Below are 15,241 nucleotides of genomic sequence, written 5' to 3'. Positions count from 1 at the left end.
CTTTTTCTCCTACCCCCTGGGGACCGCTTTCCACTCCTCCCCCACCACACGGGGGGAGCATCCGCCGGCGGAGAGCTCCCGGAGCCGCTGGCCAAATTCCTCCGCCGCCCCCTCCGGGAGCAGGGCCCGGACCGTGACCTGGGCGCCGAAGCCGTGGTCCCCCTCCACGCCGCCCAGGGCGGGGATCTCCAGCCGCACCCGCTCAAAAAAGGGATAGGGGCAGTCTGCCTCCACCACCGTCCAGGGCCGGACCACCGAGATCCCGGCGGCGTCCAGGGCGTCTTTGGCGGAGCGGGTGTAGGCCCGGGTGAGGCCCCCCGCCCCCAGCAGGATGCCGCCGAAGTAGCGGGTGGAGACGCACACCGCGTTGGTGACCCCCTCCCGCTGGAACACGTTCAGCATGGGCTGGCCCGCCGTGCCCTGGGGCTCCCCATCGTCGGAGTAGCGGACCACGCCGCCCTGGCGGATGAGGTAGCACCAGCAGTTGTGCCGGGCGTCGTGGTAGCGCTTCCTCATCTCCTCGATGCGGGCCCGGGCTTCTTCCTCGGTCTCCACCGGCCACACGTGGCCGATGAACCGGGACCGCTTCTCGGTGAATTCCGTCTCGCTGGGGGCGGTGGGGATGTAATACTCGCTCATCTGGCCTGCCACTCCTCTTTGGTAAGGGCGTAGTGGAGCTCGGTGCGCTCCTCCCCCATCAGCTCCACCCAGGCCCGGTCGGTGAACCGGTAGCGGAAGCCGCACTTCTCCACCACCCGCCGGGATTTGTCGTTGAAGTCGTAATGGCCGCACCACTGGGTCTGAAGGCCCAGTTCCTCAAAGCCGTAACGCAGCAGCTCCTCCACCGCCTCGGGCATGAGCCCCCGGCCCCAATAGTCCGGGCTGAGGGCGTAGCCGATCTCGTCGTCGGGCCCCGGCAGGAGGGTCTTGTGCCGGTCCACGAAGCCCGCCGAGCCGATGACCTTCCCCGAGGCCTTGTCCACCAGGGCGTAAATATGGGGCGCCTGAAAGACCGTCCGGATGATCTCCAGGCTCTCCTCCAGGCTCTTGTGGGGGGGCCACCCCGCCGCCGGACCCACCCGGGGGTCGCTGGCGTATTCATATAGGTCGGCGGCATCCGCCTCGGCAAACCGCCGCAGGATGAGCCGCTTTGTCTCCAACTGTTCCATCGTCAATCTTCCCAGAATTCCTTCGGCGGCGTCCAGCCGTCGGTGATATAGTCCTTGACCCGGCCCAGCACCTTGGGGGTACAGGTCACCACGGCCTCGATGGTCTCGCCGTACTCCACCGTCTCCACCTTGGCCTCCCGGTAGAGCATGTCCATCAGCCCCCCCTGATCGTAGGGCAGGTGGAGGGTCACCTTGTGGGCCCCCTGATCCAATCGGCCCCGCAGCTTGTCCGCCAGGCTGTCCAGCCCCGCCCCTGTCTTGGCGGAGATGGTGACGATATCCTCCCCGTGGGGCAGGATGTCCCCGTCCAGCAGGTCGGCCTTGTTGAACACATCCACACGGGGGGTCTCCCAGGCGCCCAGCTCGGTGATGAGCCGCTCCACCACCTCGGCCTGCTCCCGCCAGTCGGGATGGGAGGCGTCGATGACATGGAGCAGCAGGTCGGCGTACTCCAGCTCCTCCAGGGTGGCCTTGAAGGCCTCCACCAGATGGTGGGGGAGCTTGGAGATGAAGCCCACCGTGTCGGAGATGAGCACCGTGCAGGTGTCGGACAGCTCCAGGGTCCGGGTGGTGGTGTCCAGGGTATCGAACAGCCGGTTGTTGGCCGGGATGCCCGCGCCGGTGAGGGCGTTCAGGAGGGTGGACTTGCCGGCGTTGGTGTATCCCACGATGGCCACCACCGGCACCTCGTTCTTCTCCCGGCGCTGGCGCTGGGTGGCCCGCACCCGGCGGACCTCCTTCAGCTCCCGCTCCAGCCGGGTGATCTTCTCCCGGATGAGCCGCCGGTCGCTCTCCAGCTGGGTCTCGCCGGGGCCGCGGGTGCCGATGGGGGACTTGCCCCCGGCGGCGTTCTGCCGCACCAAGTGGCCCCACATGCCGGTGAGCCGGGGCAGCAGGTATTTATACTGGGCCAGCTCCACCTGGAGCCGCCCCTCACTGGTCCTCGCCCGCTGGGCGAAAATGTCCAGGATGAGGGCGGACCGGTCCAATACCTGCACCCCCAGCGCCTCGGTCAGGGCCCGCTGCTGGGAGGGGGAGAGCTCGTTGTCGAAGATCACCAGGTCGGCCCCGGAGGCCTCCACCAGGGCTTTGACCTCCTCCACCTTCCCCTCCCCCAGAAAGGTCCTGGGGTCAGGGGTGGCCTTGTTCTGGAGGACCGTGCCCACGCACTCGCCCCCCGCCGTCTCCAGCAGGGCCTCCAGCTCCTCCAGCGACTCCTCGCTGGCGTTTTCCTCCTGGGAGAGGCACCCGGCGTTCAGCCCGCACAGCACCGCCCGGTTGATTTTTGTGTCGTCAAATGTTTTTTCGAACATAGTTCCTCCATTACTTTTTGAGGACTGCCTCGATCTCCCCGATATACATCCGGTGGTAATCCTTCCCCGGATAGTTCTTCCCATCCAGCTCGGTGTCAACGAAGCAGCCAGGGTCGAAGTCCTGGGCATAGAGCTTCCGGCAAACCAGCACCAGCTCCGCCTCTTCAAAATAGGGGGCCGCCTGGTCCCGGCACACTGTCAAGCCGCAGTCCTTTACCTTATCCGTATCCCGGCCGCTTTTGCTGCCGCACAGGGCCATGGCGTCGTGGCGCTCCTCCGGCAGGAATGACAAGGAAAAATACTTGCTTTGTTCCATCAGTCCATAGGTGTACCGCTGGGGCCGGATATACACGGTAGCCACGGGCTTGTTCCACAGGATCCCGGTCCCGCCCCAGCTGACGGTCATGGGGTTGCACCCGGCCCCGTCGGCCACGGTGACCAGCCCCCACCGCTGGGAGAGCAGGGAAAAGAAATTGGCGTCCAGCTCCTTGGGCTCGATTTTCTGAAACATGGCGTTCCCCTCCATTTTCATATTTAGCGCACTCCTATGATATGCAAAAGGGCCCGTACCGTAACCGGCACGAGCCCAAAAATTTCCCTGACTTACTTCTTGTCCAGGCCAAACTTCTTGTTGAAGCGGCTGACACGGCCACCGGAGTCCACCATCTTCTGCTTGCCGGTGAAGAAGGGGTGACACTTGGAACAGACTTCGACACGGATGTTCTCCTTGGTGGAGCCGGTCTCGATCACATTGCCGCAGGCGCAAGTGATGGTAGTCTGCTTGTAGTCGGGATGGATACCTTCTCTCATGCTTGGTTCACCTCTTTCTCGTTCCGGGTAAGGCGGCGCAGCAAACCTCCACGCCTTATAAACGCATTTGATATGATACCACGGCTTTTCCAAAATTGCAAGCCCTTTTTCAACTTTTTGGACGGTTTTTCAATCCCCCAGAGAGGTGCTGGTCCACTGGCTGACCTTCAAGTCCGGCTGGACCATGTATCCGTCCACGCACAGGTAATAGTCTCCCGCCGTTTCCTGCTGCCGCTCCACGTCCAAAGGGGAAGACATCACAAAATAGTCGTAGCCTCCCCAGCGAACCCACTCCTCTCGGGAAGAGGTCAGCTGGCTGCCCTCAAATCCGTGGATGGTCAGTTCGCCCGCCTCATCCCGGCGGCCGTAGGTGACCCCCACTTCCCGGATGCCGGGGTCGTCCACCCGGCCGAAAAAGTAGACGTAACCCTCCCTCTCTCCTTCAGGCGCCCGGGTAGTGACCGCCCACCGGGCGATGTGCACCGGCCCCTCCTCGGAGCAGTCCAGCCCCGCCCCCATGGACTCCTGCCAGCCCATGGTCAGATGAAGCGCCGCGGCGCTCAACAGGACCGCGTCCTGGTTAGCGGAGAGGTAGACCCTCCGATAGCGCCCCTTCAGCGGCAGCCGTCCCAAAGCCTTTACCAGCTCCACAGGCCCCGTTCCCTCGACGTCGGCCTGGACGCGCAAAACTCCCGTGGGCAGGATGCTCCCGCCGTTTAGAAGCCACATCGCCAGCAGCATCACAAAGGCCGCCGCCGTCCGCCGCAAAGCGGTCCGCCGCCGGGTGGGCGTTTTCTTCTCTTTTTTCATGTCTCGTCCCCCCAGTCCAGCGGGATCTCCAGGGTTAGGTGGTCCCCGAACCGGTCATACCGCAGGGTGATGGTCTCCTGCCCCCGCTCCACCGGCACGTCGGACAGCTCCAAATACCATACGGCTGCGCCTCCCTGTCCTCCGCCGGGGTACCGGCCCCAGATCCCGTCCGGCTCCCGTACCCGGATATAATTGTCGACGTTGTTCGCCGTATAGCCCAAGGGGTTTTCGTCATAGAGGCAGTAGTGCACCTCCGCCAGCCCCTTTTCCGGCGACAGATCCACCCAATAGACCCGCAGCACATCCGACCGGATGGACAGCCGGACGTCCACCTCCTGACGGACGTAGCCCTCCTCCGGCCCCTGGAACCCACTGCCGGGAGCCAGCCGGGCCTGGAGGTTGTCAAACACGCGGGCAAAGCCCGTCAGCGACGACCCCAGCAGCCCGAAGCAGAGAAGCACAATGCACACGGTGCTCACCCGGCTCAAAACCAGCCAGAAGGGTGAAAGCTGCCGGTTCAGCGCGTCCCCGATCTCCTCCGGCTCCCCCATGGCCGCCACCGCCCGTACCTCCGCCGCCCCCTGGTCTAAGCCCGACCGCTGAAAGTCCTCCATTCGGTCCTCAACGTGGCCCAGGATCTCCCTTCGGATGGACTGCCACTCGGCGTCGGTGGCCCGTTTGAGGTGTTTTCGCACCCTGGCGCAGAATTCTCCCCGCGTCATGGCCGTCACCCCTGGGCCGGGACATAGGAGAGCACCGCGTCCACCCCGTGGGTGTAGCCCTTCCACTCCTCCGTCTCCACCTTCAGGGCGTCCCGGCCCTTCTTGGTCAGGTGGTAGTACTTCCGCTTCCGCCCCGTGGGGGCCTCGGCCTCGTAGCACTCCACCTGCCCGTCCTTCCACAGCCCGTGGAGCACGGGATAAAGGGTCCCCTCCTTCATGTCGAAGGTGTGGTCGCTCCTCCGGGCCAGCTCGGTGATAATCTGATAGCCGTACATGTCCTCTCCCGCCAGCAGGGAAAGCACCAGCAGCTCCGTGTGGTCGATAGTCCTCTTTTTCATGGCTGATCTCCTTTCTAAAACGCCGTCACGGCGCTGATATCCCCAACGGTCCGCCGGTCCAGGACGGCCCCTGCGGCGTCATAGCCCGTCAGTTCCACCCACAGGGGGCCCACGGCCCCCTCCCAGCCCTCCGGCCGGGCGGTCACCACAAAGTAGGGCTTCCCATCGATTGGCTTCCACTGTTCTTTTGGAACCGAAATGGTTTGCAGCACCTTTCCGGCCCCCTGGTCAAAGATTCGGAACTCCGCCCGGACCACCGCCGGGTCCTCCACCCGGCCATAGCCGTAGCAGAGCTGTTCCGGCCAGGCGGCCCCGGGGGTCCCTACCAGCCACCATCCCCCGTGGAGTGGGGCCGGGCCGGAGCAATCCACCGCCACGGCGGCTCCCTCCGCCCAGCCCGAGTGCCAGGTGAACCGGGTGGCGCTCAACAGCAGGGCCCGGTCACTGCCCAGAAGGGTCACCCGACAGTTTTCCGTTCCCTCCAGCTTCGGGCTTTCCAGCTCCCACAACACCTGGACGGCCCCTGTCCCCAGCCCCTCCGCCTGGCTCCGCCAGGCCCCCTCGGGGCTGAAATCGTACCGGTACGCCGTCAGCGCCGTCACAAGCGCCAGGACCGCCGCCCAGCGCAGGGCCTTCCCGCGCCGGGTGATTGTTCGCCTCCTCATTCCCCCACCTCCCCGAACAACGGCACGTCGATGGAGACCCGCTCCCCAAAGCGGTCGTAGTGCAGGGTGAAATAGGTGTCTCCCGGCTCATAGTGGATGCGCCGGATATACCACGGCATATTTCCGGACCAGCCGCCCCATACCGGCTCCTGGGGCGTCCCGCCCTGGGTCTCCACGGTGAGGTATCGGTGGAAATCCGCCACGCTGCCCGGTCCCGCCATATCATAGGCCACCATTTTGACGGCGGCCATATGTTCCACCGGGGACACGTCCACCTGGTAGATGTACAGCACGTCGTTTCCGATGGGCGTGCGTATGTCCAGCCTGTTGGACACGGGATAGGGCTCCCAGTCCGTCCACAGCGTCCACGGCTCCTCCTGGGCCGCCCTCCAGACCTCCCACCGCCGGACGTTCTCCCGGCTCAGCCCAAAAAAGCTGCCGCCCGCCAGCTGGACCAGGCACAGCAGGGCCACGGCGGCCTTGCATCCCCGTCCCGCCCACAGCCAGAAGGGGGATAACTGGGCATTCAGCGCCCGCCCGATCTCCTCCGGGTCCCCCATGGCCGCCACCGCCCGCGCCTCAGCCAGTTCGGTGTCACAGCCCGCCGCCTCCAGGTCCAGCACGTGGTCCTCCACGTGGCCCTCCAGCTCCCGCCGGAGCGCCTCCCGTTCCTTCGGGGTGGCCCTGGGCACGTGGGCCAGCACCCCCGCGCAAAAGCTCTCTATGTCCACGCCGCCCCCTCCTCTCACGGGATCGTGTAGAGCATCCCGCCTGGGGCGACGCCCCAGCGGCCCAGCTCCGCCCCATTGCTGTCGTACACGGCGATTTCCGGCTCAGGCCGCTGGTCCCGCCAGCCCCGGTTCGGCATATCGGCCACCGGCTGGATAAAATAGCGCCCGTCCTTCCGAAGGGTCCAGTTCTCCGGCCCGATCACCGGGCCAAGCTCCTCCCGGTCCTCATAGCACAGGACGATCCGGGCGGAGGCCGCCCTGGTGTCGGTCAGCCGGCCGTAGACATAGAGCGTCCCCTGGAGCTCCCACTGGCCAGCGGTCAGGGCGCCGCCCCGTTCCGCTCTGCAATAGGTCAGCTGATGCTCATCCACCGTCCAGCCCCGCAGACCCATCTGGGGCGCACAGAGTACTACCACGTTTTCATTCCCCGCCAAATAGAGCCTCCGATACCTCCCAGGCCCCTTTTCCTGGACCGCCAGGGTCAGCGGCCCGGTGTTGCAGAGCTCCTCCACATCCCGCAGGGCCATGACAGGCAAGGCGTGATACCGGTTCAGCAACCCCCCGACTACCAATACCGCCAGCAGAAAGGCGAGCCGGCGCAGGGCCAGCCCCCGCCGGTGGGGCGTATACCGCCGCTTCACGGCCTCTCCTCCCAGGGCAAGGGGACCTGGATCCGTGCCGTTCCCCCCGCCGTGTCATAGACCACCGTCACTGTCTCGTCTCCCCGTCGCACCGGGATATCCCGCAGAAGATAGTAGCGCTCCTGCTCCATTGGCGCGTACGGCCCATCCACCGTGTCCGTCTCCCAATAGATGCTGCCATAGGGAACCTTGGCCGGTCCGGCCAACAGACTGGTGTCGTAGACGCACAGCGTCACGGCGGCCCTGGCCTCCGCCGGGCCATCCTCGGTCAGCCCCACGCCGTATATGTACACCACGTGGGAGGACACCCGCTCCCGGATGTCCAGCCGCTCCACCCGGTCGAAGCCCCCGAGCCTCGCCAGGTCGCTGCCCTGCCAGGTGGGGAAAAACCGGCAGGCCAGATTGTCCAGCAGGGGCGGCGGCTCATAGAGCAGGCCGACGAGCAGGCTTCCACACACCATCACATTGAGGATGAGGGCCATCCGGGACAGCCACCACCACCGCCAGGGGTACTGCCGCCGCAAAGCCTCACCGATCTCCTCCGGGTCTCCCATGGCCTCAACGGCCATTTCCTCGGCCTCTTCCGCCGCTCTCCCGGCCTCCTCCAACGCCTCGGCATGGTCCGCCAGGTGGCCCGCCAGCTCTTCCCAAATCGTCTCCCGCTCCTCCTGGGTGACCCAGCGCACTTTGGAGACAACTCTATCGCAAAATTCTTCCGCTTTCACCCAGGCCACCCCCTCAAAAAATACCTCGTATCTCTAGGTATAGTATACCTAGAGATACGAGGTAAGTCAACTCTATTTTTTCCAATCGGGCTGGCGCTACACCTCCACGGCCCGCCCTTCCTCGAAGAACCACAGCACCTTCCGTCCCACGGGCTTTCCTGTGATCTCCCCAAGGGCCTGGGCGTAGGCCTCCAGCTGGGGCCGGTACTCCTCCGCCCGCCGGAGGAGTACCTCCCCCCGCACGCGGTCGGTCTTGAAGTCCACCACCGTCAGGCCGTCCTCCGTCTCGAAATAACAGTCCACCACGCCCTGGAGGAGCACCTGCTCCCCCTCCCCCGCCTGGGGATAATACCGCCGGGCGGGGGCCAGGATGGAGAATTTGAATTCCCGCCGGAGGGAGGGTGCGGCCAGCGCCGCCCGGCCCAGCGGGGAGGCAAAAAAGGAATAGACCTTGGCCGCCTCCACCGACTCCCCCTGCTCCGGGCTGAGGAAGGCCTGTTCCACCAGCCGCCCGATCTCCTCCGCCACCTGCTCCACACTGTCACAGCGGGCGAAGTCGATATACTGCATCACCAGGTGGAGGGCGGTGCCCTTCTGGGCGGGGGTGAGGCCCATCCGCTCCGCGGCGAACCGGGGCCGGTCGAACCGGGGCGGACGGGGGGGCTTGGGCGCCTCTTCCGCCGCCTCCTCGTCCAGCACCCTGCCCTTGAGCTGGGTGGCGGTGAGCTTGGAGGGCAGCTCCACGTCCCCGGCGTGGGGATAGCGCCAGGCAAAGCAGGCGGTCAGGCCGTCTCCGGCCTCCTCCCGGGCCGCCGCCTTCTCCCCCGCCTTTTGCCGCTCCGGCGGGTGGACGAAGGGGGCGGCGTCCACCCACCGCAGGTCCCAGGCCGGGCCGAAGTCCGTGCCGGCGGCCGCGGGGGGCGGAAGGGCCCCCGGCCGCAGCAACCCCGCCTCCGGCCGGGCCAGCACCGGCAGCAGCACCCACTGGGCGGGGCTGACGCAGTTCAGCAGGGCCTGGGGCTCCACCGGCACCCCGGCGGAGGGAAGCAGCTTGTCGATGTCTCCCCGTCCCCCGGTGAGGGCGCAGGACAGGATCAGCTTTTCCTTGGCCCGGGTCATGGCCACGTAGAGAAGCCGCAGCTCCTCCGCCGACAGCTCGTAGTCCATCTGCCGGGCCACCGCCAGCCGAGCCAGGGTGGGGTATTCCACCCTCCGCTCCAGATCCAGCCGCTTGGGCCCCACCCCCAGCCGGGGGTGGAAGAGGATGGGCCGGGCCATATCCTGCCGGTTGAGCTGGCGGGCCAGCCCCGCCAGAAAGACCACCGGGAATTCCAGCCCCTTGGATTTGTGGATGCTCATGATCTTCACGCCGCCGTTTCCCCCGGCAGAGGGCAGGGCCAGCTTGCCCCCGTTCTCCTCCAGCCGCTGGAGGTAGGAGAGAAAGCCGAAAAGGCCCTTGTGCCCGGCCTGCTCGAACTCCCGGGCCAGCTGGGCCAGAAGCAGGAGGTTGGCCCGGCGGGTCTCCCCCTCGTCCATCCCGCCGTAAACTCCCAGCAGGTTGGTGCGGTCGTAGATCCGCCACAGGAGCCGGTCACAGCTCTCGTCCCCCGCCCTACTCCTCAAATCCCGAAGCTCGCCGAGAAAGGCGGCGGCGTCCGCCCCGCCGTCCCGGCTCAGGGCGGTGTAGAAGTCCTCCCCGGGGGTGGCGGCCCGGATCTGGGCCAGCCGGTCGGCGGAAAAAGCGTACACCGCCGAGCGCAGGGCGGCGATGAGGGGCACGTCCTGCCGGGGGTTGTCCACCACCCGCAGAAGGGAGAGGGCCACCTGTACCTCTGTGGCGGCGAAGAAGTCGCCGCCGCCCTCCGCCTCCCAGGGGATGTCCAGTTCCCCCAGGGCGGCGGCGTAGTGGTGAAGCACCGTGCCGGGGGAGCGCAGGAGGATGACCATATCCCCCGGCTGGACGCCCCGCCGTCCCCCCCCTCCGTCGGAGACGGGGAAGGGGCCGTCCAGCAGCTCCCGGGCCCGCCGGGCCACGAACCGGGCCTCCAGCAGGTCTCTGGGGGGCTTCTCCCCCCCCTCGTCCTCCCCATCCCCCATGGAGCAGTCCAGGGCATCCAGCTCCACAGCGTAGGGACTGTCGTCCTCCCCGGGGAAAGTGCCCCCCGGGACCAGGGCCTCGGCGTCGGTGTAGTCCATCTCGCCGAAGGTCTCGCTCATCACATTTCGGAAAATGTAGTTGCACCCCTCCAACACCTGGGGCCGGGAGCGGAAGTTTTGGGACAGGGCCACCCGCCGGGGCTCCCCCTCCTCCGCCTCGGTCCAGAGCTTGTAGGAGCGGTATTTGGAGAGAAAAATAGTGGGGTCTGCCAGCCGGAAGCGGTAGATGGACTGCTTCACGTCCCCCACCATAAAGAGGTTCTTCCCCCCGTCCGTGAGGGCAGTGAAGATGGCGTTCTGGACGGCGTTGGTGTCCTGGTACTCGTCCACCATCACCTCGTCGAACCGCTCCCCCCAGCGGCGGGCCAGCTCGGTGGGCTCCCCCTCCTCCCCCGTGAGGAGCCGGGCGGCCAGATGCTCCAAATCGGAGAAATCCAGCAGGCCCCGGCGGGCCTTCTCGGCGGTATAGGCCGCCTCAAAGTCCCGCACCAGGGCGAAGAGCCCCCGGATGGCGGGATAGACCGCCCGCATATCCTCCAAAAGGCCCTGGCTGTTGTCCTGGAAGAGGTCGGAGAGCTTCTTCATCCGCTTCTTGCACTGGTCCCGCAGGAGCTTGATCCGCTCCAGGGCCAGAGGGTCCTCGCAGTTTTTGGAGCTACCCACCCGGGGGAACTCCACCCCGGAGCACTCCGCCGCGGCATCCCAGCCCCGCCCGGCGGCGGAGGCTAGGGCCTGAAGTTGTTCCAGGGTGATCTCCAGGCTGGGGGCGTAGGCCTTAGCCAATTTTTCGTCCCCCTGGGCCAGGTCCAGGGCCTCCTCCATCCGCCCCGCCCAGTAGTCGGCCTGGCGGCGGACGTCGTCCAGCAGCAGCTTCCCCCAAGGGGTGGCCCCGGCGTCGGTGACCCCCTCCAGGGCAAAGACCGCCTCCTGTTCGGCCAGCCAGCGGGCCGGGTCAGGATGGCTCTGGACCCGGCCGCGGATGTCCAGGACGATCTCCACCAGGCGGCTGTCGTCCCGCCCGGCGGACATGGTGTCCACCAGCTGGGCAAAGTCGCTGTCCGGGGCCAGGTCCTCGTAGCGCTCCTCCAGCACGTCGGCCAGGGCGTCCTCCATGAGCATGAGGCCCTCGTTTTCGTCGCAGAGGCGAAAGTCCGGGTCCAGGTCCAGCCGGTGACCCTCCTCCCGGAGGAGCTGGCCGCAGAAGGCGTGGATGGTGGAGATCTGGGCCTTGTACACCAGGGTGGACTGGCGGCGCAGGAAGGCGTCGCCGGGCCGGGCGGAGAGCCGGTCGGCCAGCTCGGACACCACCCGCCCCCGCAGCTCGGCGGCGGCGGCCTTGGTGTAGGTGATGACCAGGAAGCGGTCGATGTCCGCCCCGGCCTCCACCCGGGCCAGAAGCCGCTCCACCAGCACCCGGGTCTTGCCCGAACCGGCGGCGGCGGAGACCAGGAGGCCGCCCCCCCGGTCGGTCACGGCGGCCTGCTGTTCTCTTGTCAGTTGGAAGGGCATGGGATCACCTCTTTCTCTCCTCCATCGTTCTCACCGGCGGCCTCATCGGTCCGCCTCCTTCTCCTCCAGGCCCGCCCAGAACTCGGCGGCCCTCACGCTGGGCAGCCACCGGCGGCGGTCGCCCCCCACCCCCTCCCGGAACTGGCAGGCGGCGGCGTAGTCGCACCACTGACAGGCGTTGTGCTGGGGCCCCCGCCAGAAGGGGTCGGCGCTGATGTTCCCCGCCGCCAGCTCGGCGGCAATGGCGTTCAGGATGTGGCCGGTATGGCGCTCCAGCCGGCCCAGCCGCTCGGCGGACACCAGCGCGTCCCCCGTGACGGCTCCCGTGGTCCGGCTCACCCGCAGGGGCAGGAACCGGGGAGGCTCCCCTTCGGTCCGCTCCATGGCGGACAGCACCTCCCCGTCCTCCAGCACCAGCCCCTTCCGGCGCAGAAGGCCGTCCATCTCCTTTTTCCGCTCCTCCTCGGTCATGGAACGGCTCCCGGCCACGATGGCGTCCCGAGCCGGAAGGTAGAGGACTCCGGCGGGGACGATCTCTTTGCCAAAGAGTTCTCTGCCCTCCTCCTTCAGGGTGAAGAGGTAGAGCAGCATTTGCAGGCCCAGGCCGTTCCAGACGTCGGTCAGGTCAAAGGACTTGCGCCCCGTCTTGTAGTCCACCACCCGCAGGTAGAGCTTCCCGTCCTTTTCCCAGCCGTCCACCCGGTCCACAAAGCCGGAGATGGACACGGTGACCCCGTCCGCCGTCAGCTCCACGGGGGGCAAATCCTGGTCCCGGCCGAAGCCCAGCTCGAAGGCGATGGGCTGGAAGTCGGAGCGGGCCAACTCCTGACAGACGTTCTCCACCACGGCGTACACCGACTTTTCCAGCCGCCGGAAGAGATAGCGGAACCGGGGTGTCTCTCCCTCCAGGCCCCCCAGCTCCTCCCGGACGTACCGCTCCACCACCGCCGAGACCGTCTGGCGGGTGGGGATCTCCTTGTCCCGCCGCTCCCGGAGGACGTGTTCCAGCACGTAGTGGACGAAGGTGCCATACTCGGGGGCCTGGAAGCCGGCGGACTTCCTGGGCTTGGCCTTCAGGCCGTACTCCATGAAATAGGAAAAGTGGCAGGACTTATACTTGTCCATCCGGGAAGCGGACATGGGCACCCGGCGGCCATAGAGGGCCTCCACCGCCGGGCGGGTGAGGCTCCCCCGCTCCAGCCCGGCGGCCCGCTCCATCCGCTCCACCAGAGGGGCATACTCCTCCAGCCCCTTCAGCGCCCGCCCCGCCTGGGGATAGCGGCCCGCCAGCTCCAGGGCGGGCCGGGGGGCGGTCAGGCGGAAGGAGTCCCCCAGGGTCCGCTCGTCCAGGACGGTCAGGTCGGGAAAGAGGCTCCGCAGCCGCTTCACCAGGAAGGAGGGGCGGCGCTCCTCCCCCCCGCTCCCGGCGGCGGGCCAGCTCACCACCAGCCGGTCCGAGGGCAGCGTGCAGGTCTCGTAGGCGATGGTCATCTCCCGCCACAGCTTGTCGGTGAGCCGGGGGGCGCTCTCCAGGCCGAAGGAGGCCAGGAGGGTGCGGTCGTCGTCGGCCAGCAGGCCGGGGGAGGGCGCCGCCGCCGGAAGCTCGCCGTCGTCGGCCCCCAACAGGAAAAGCACCTTACAGTGCTTGTGGGCCAGGCGGGGCATGTCCCCCGCCGTCACCTGGTCCAGAGAGACGGGGATGGCCCCCACGCTGTACTGGGAGAGCACCAGCTTGAACAGCCGGGCGAACTCCTCCCACTCCATGGGGGTCTCCCCCAAAAGCCCGGCGCACTGTTCCAGGGCGGAGCAGAGGATCTCCCAGAGCTGCTCGTACTCCGCCGCCAAGGCGGCCTCCCCGGTCTCCCGGAGCTCCTCCGCCCGGCTCACAAGCCGCCCGGCCAGGCCGATTTCTTCCAAAAAGGCGTACAGGGCCAGGGCCAGCCCGGCCCCCGTCTTTTCCTTGGCCAGACGCAGGCCCTCCAGGGGGGCGGAGACCCTGCGGCGCAGGTCGTCCAAATGCTCCACCCGGGTCCTGTCCCGGTCGCTCCAGGCCAGGCCGTAGCCCTCCGGGTGGAGGTTCCAGGGGGCCTTCTGGGTCCACCGGCTCCCCCGTAGGTCCCATTTGAGGACGTAGTTCTCCAACTGGTCCGCCTCGTCCAGGCTCAGGCCGGTCAGGCCGGTTTTCAGGTAGCGGAAGACGTCCTCATACCGGTAGTCCCCCGCCACCGTGTCCAGGGCGGCGGTGACCAGGGCCAGCACCGGCTTTTGGAGCACGTCGTCCATCCGTGAGAGAAAAACCGGCACCCCGTACCGGGGAAAAATGAGGGCGATGAGAGGGCCGTAGCCCTCCATGCTCCGGGCCGTGACAGCCAGGTCCCGCCAGCGGTAACCCTCCTCCCGGACCAGCCGGGCGGCCTCGGCGGCGGCCCGCTCCACCTCGGCGTAGGGGGCGGAGGCCCGGTAAAGGGCAACCCCCTTCACGGCACCGGGGACGGGGGTCTGGACCGGCGCAAAGAGGCGGCTCTCCACCAGGGCCAGCCCCTCCGCCGCCGGAAGGGCCCGCTCCGTCCTAATCTCCACCTCGGCGGCCGTTCCCTGCCGCCGGGCCAGGTCCAGGAGCTTGCGGGCGGTGCGCCGGGCGGGGGCGAAGATGTCCTCCTCCCCGCCCTCCAGGCCGTCGCAGGTGAGGGCCACAGTGACCGACCGGGCCTGGGCCAGCAGCCGGGCCAGCACGGCCCGCTCCTGGGGGGTGAAATCGGTGAAGCTGTCCAGATAGATGTCCCGCCCACGGGCCCAGCCGCACTCCTCCAGGGCTTGGGCCAGCTTGGTGAGCCTGTCCCGGGGGTCGGCTCCCCGCTGCTCGGTGAGGGCGTCGTAAGCCCCGCAGATAAGGGCCAGATCGGCAAATTTCTCCCCAGCCTCCCCCTCCACCTCCTGGGCCACCTGAAAGAGCTTTTCCGGGGAAATCCCGCTGGATTTGCACTCGTCCACCGTGGCGGCCAGCTGGGAGAGGAACTGGGGCTTCCGGGAGGGCTTGGCGTAGACCTTCAGCTGCCCGGCCACCGATTTAAGGGCCACGTCCATGAGCAGGAGCCTCCCCCCGGCGTCCAGGGTGGGCTCCGCCAGCCCCCCCGCCACCGAGAACACCCGGCTGGCCAGCCGGGTAAAGGAGAGGACCTCGGCGTATAAGCTCACGGCGTTCCCCGCCGCGGCGCACAGCCGGCGCTCCGCGTCGTGGGAGTGCTGCTCCGGCACGATGAGGAGCTGGGGGCAGGCCCCGCCCGAGGCGGCGATGGCCTTTAACAGGGCGGTGGATTTCCCCGTCCCCGCCCGGCCTAAGATGAGTTTCAGCACTGTTCCGGCCTCCCGTTCCCTTCCATAGGGCAATCATTGCTTTTATGGTGTCAATACCGGCGGGCCTTCCCAATCAAATGCCCGCCCATCTTTCATTGCAGGTGCGTTTCCACACCGGTATTTGTTATTATACCATACCCCGCCCGTGTTTCGCCACCGTTCGCCCCGCCGCAGGCGCAAAAAAGCCCCCGGTATCCTAATGGATACCGGGGGCTTTTCTCAGCTTATCTGGCCGTTTCAGAACGGCGGCCTGCCTTTTTCAGCGGGCACAGGCCCCAAAAACGGTACATTTAAGAA

At 67.2% G+C, this 15,241-nt stretch carries 14 protein-coding genes; all 14 read right to left on the bottom strand.

Features of this window, described 5'->3' with window-relative positions:
• Window positions 1–9: 9 nt before the first annotated feature.
• The 14 genes from AAEU42_RS12620 to AAEU42_RS12555 all read right to left on the bottom strand — a co-directional run bounded on the left by AAEU42_RS12620 (window position 10) and on the right by AAEU42_RS12555 (window position 14,944).
• Window positions 10–639 (bottom strand): IMPACT family protein, encoded by a 630-nt coding sequence (locus AAEU42_RS12620; RefSeq protein WP_342233922.1) that lies wholly within the window; start codon window positions 637–639, stop codon window positions 10–12.
• Window positions 636–1,169, bottom strand: coding sequence for a GNAT family N-acetyltransferase (locus tag AAEU42_RS12615; RefSeq protein ID WP_342233921.1), 534 nt, complete (start codon window positions 1,167–1,169; stop codon window positions 636–638). Before AAEU42_RS12615 ends, AAEU42_RS12620 begins: the two co-directional genes overlap by 4 nt.
• Before the next feature lie 2 nt (window positions 1,170–1,171).
• A complete protein-coding gene (gene hflX, locus AAEU42_RS12610; RefSeq protein WP_342233920.1) occupies window positions 1,172–2,482 on the bottom strand; it encodes a GTPase HflX in 1,311 nt (436 codons plus the stop codon).
• A gap of 10 nt (window positions 2,483–2,492) precedes the next feature.
• Window positions 2,493–2,993 (bottom strand): flavin reductase family protein, encoded by a 501-nt coding sequence (locus tag AAEU42_RS12605; RefSeq protein ID WP_342233919.1) that lies wholly within the window; start codon window positions 2,991–2,993, stop codon window positions 2,493–2,495.
• 92 nt (window positions 2,994–3,085) lie between these two features.
• Window positions 3,086–3,292, bottom strand: a complete 207-nt coding sequence (gene rpmE, locus AAEU42_RS12600) for a 50S ribosomal protein L31 (protein WP_342233918.1) — start codon at window positions 3,290–3,292, stop codon at window positions 3,086–3,088.
• A gap of 129 nt (window positions 3,293–3,421) precedes the next feature.
• Window positions 3,422–4,102 carry a hypothetical protein gene (locus tag AAEU42_RS12595; protein WP_342233917.1) on the bottom strand — a complete coding sequence of 227 codons (681 nt, stop codon included), beginning with the start codon at window positions 4,100–4,102 and terminating at the stop codon, window positions 3,422–3,424.
• Entirely contained in the window at window positions 4,099–4,824 is a 726-nt protein-coding gene (locus AAEU42_RS12590) for a permease prefix domain 1-containing protein (protein ID WP_342233916.1), read from the bottom strand. The genes AAEU42_RS12595 and AAEU42_RS12590 overlap by 4 nt, the downstream gene beginning before the upstream one ends.
• A 5-nt stretch (window positions 4,825–4,829) precedes the next feature.
• A complete protein-coding gene (locus AAEU42_RS12585) occupies window positions 4,830–5,162 on the bottom strand; it encodes a PadR family transcriptional regulator (protein ID WP_342233915.1) in 333 nt (110 codons plus the stop codon).
• A 14-nt stretch (window positions 5,163–5,176) separates the two neighbouring features.
• Window positions 5,177–5,827, bottom strand: coding sequence for a hypothetical protein (locus AAEU42_RS12580; protein ID WP_342233914.1), 651 nt, complete (start codon window positions 5,825–5,827; stop codon window positions 5,177–5,179).
• Complete coding sequence (locus tag AAEU42_RS12575) at window positions 5,824–6,558, bottom strand: permease prefix domain 1-containing protein (RefSeq protein WP_342233913.1); 735 nt, start codon at window positions 6,556–6,558, stop codon at window positions 5,824–5,826. The genes AAEU42_RS12580 and AAEU42_RS12575 overlap by 4 nt, the downstream gene beginning before the upstream one ends.
• 14 nt (window positions 6,559–6,572) lie before the next feature.
• The gene (locus tag AAEU42_RS12570; protein ID WP_342233912.1) at window positions 6,573–7,199 is read right to left on the bottom strand and encodes a hypothetical protein; all 627 of its coding nucleotides are present in this window, start codon (window positions 7,197–7,199) and stop codon (window positions 6,573–6,575) included.
• Window positions 7,196–7,885: a permease prefix domain 1-containing protein gene (locus AAEU42_RS12565; RefSeq protein WP_342233911.1), complete on the bottom strand. Its 690-nt coding sequence runs from the start codon at window positions 7,883–7,885 to the stop codon at window positions 7,196–7,198. The genes AAEU42_RS12570 and AAEU42_RS12565 overlap by 4 nt, the downstream gene beginning before the upstream one ends.
• A gap of 135 nt (window positions 7,886–8,020) precedes the next feature.
• Window positions 8,021–11,590: a helicase-exonuclease AddAB subunit AddA gene (gene addA, locus AAEU42_RS12560; RefSeq protein ID WP_342233910.1), complete on the bottom strand. Its 3,570-nt coding sequence runs from the start codon at window positions 11,588–11,590 to the stop codon at window positions 8,021–8,023.
• A gap of 42 nt (window positions 11,591–11,632) precedes the next feature.
• Window positions 11,633–14,944 carry a PD-(D/E)XK nuclease family protein gene (locus AAEU42_RS12555; protein WP_342233909.1) on the bottom strand — a complete coding sequence of 1,104 codons (3,312 nt, stop codon included), beginning with the start codon at window positions 14,942–14,944 and terminating at the stop codon, window positions 11,633–11,635.
• Window positions 14,945–15,241 lie beyond the last annotated feature (297 nt).

It is taken from the genome of Pseudoflavonifractor phocaeensis, from assembly GCF_038439875.1.
In the GTDB taxonomy this organism is placed as follows: Bacteria; Bacillota; Clostridia; order Oscillospirales; family Oscillospiraceae; genus Vermiculatibacterium.
The sequence above is the reverse complement of the archived record's forward strand: the minus strand, read 5'-3'. Positions and strand labels throughout refer to the sequence as shown.

Excerpts from the sequence above, each read along its gene's own strand:
- AAEU42_RS12620 (WP_342233922.1), bottom strand. The coding sequence starts at position 639 with ATGAGCGAGTATTACATCCCCACCGCCCCCAGCGAGACGGAATTCACC.
- AAEU42_RS12615 (WP_342233921.1), bottom strand. The coding sequence starts at position 1,169 with ATGGAACAGTTGGAGACAAAGCGGCTCATCCTGCGGCGGTTTGCCGAG.
- hflX (WP_342233920.1), bottom strand. The coding sequence starts at position 2,482 with ATGTTCGAAAAAACATTTGACGACACAAAAATCAACCGGGCGGTGCTG.
- AAEU42_RS12605 (WP_342233919.1), bottom strand. The coding sequence starts at position 2,993 with ATGTTTCAGAAAATCGAGCCCAAGGAGCTGGACGCCAATTTCTTTTCC.
- rpmE (WP_342233918.1), bottom strand. The coding sequence starts at position 3,292 with ATGAGAGAAGGTATCCATCCCGACTACAAGCAGACTACCATCACTTGC.
- AAEU42_RS12595 (WP_342233917.1), bottom strand. The coding sequence starts at position 4,102 with ATGAAAAAAGAGAAGAAAACGCCCACCCGGCGGCGGACCGCTTTGCGG.
- AAEU42_RS12590 (WP_342233916.1), bottom strand. The coding sequence starts at position 4,824 with ATGACGCGGGGAGAATTCTGCGCCAGGGTGCGAAAACACCTCAAACGG.
- AAEU42_RS12585 (WP_342233915.1), bottom strand. The coding sequence starts at position 5,162 with ATGAAAAAGAGGACTATCGACCACACGGAGCTGCTGGTGCTTTCCCTG.
- AAEU42_RS12580 (WP_342233914.1), bottom strand. The coding sequence starts at position 5,827 with ATGAGGAGGCGAACAATCACCCGGCGCGGGAAGGCCCTGCGCTGGGCG.
- addA (WP_342233910.1), bottom strand. The coding sequence starts at position 11,590 with ATGCCCTTCCAACTGACAAGAGAACAGCAGGCCGCCGTGACCGACCGG.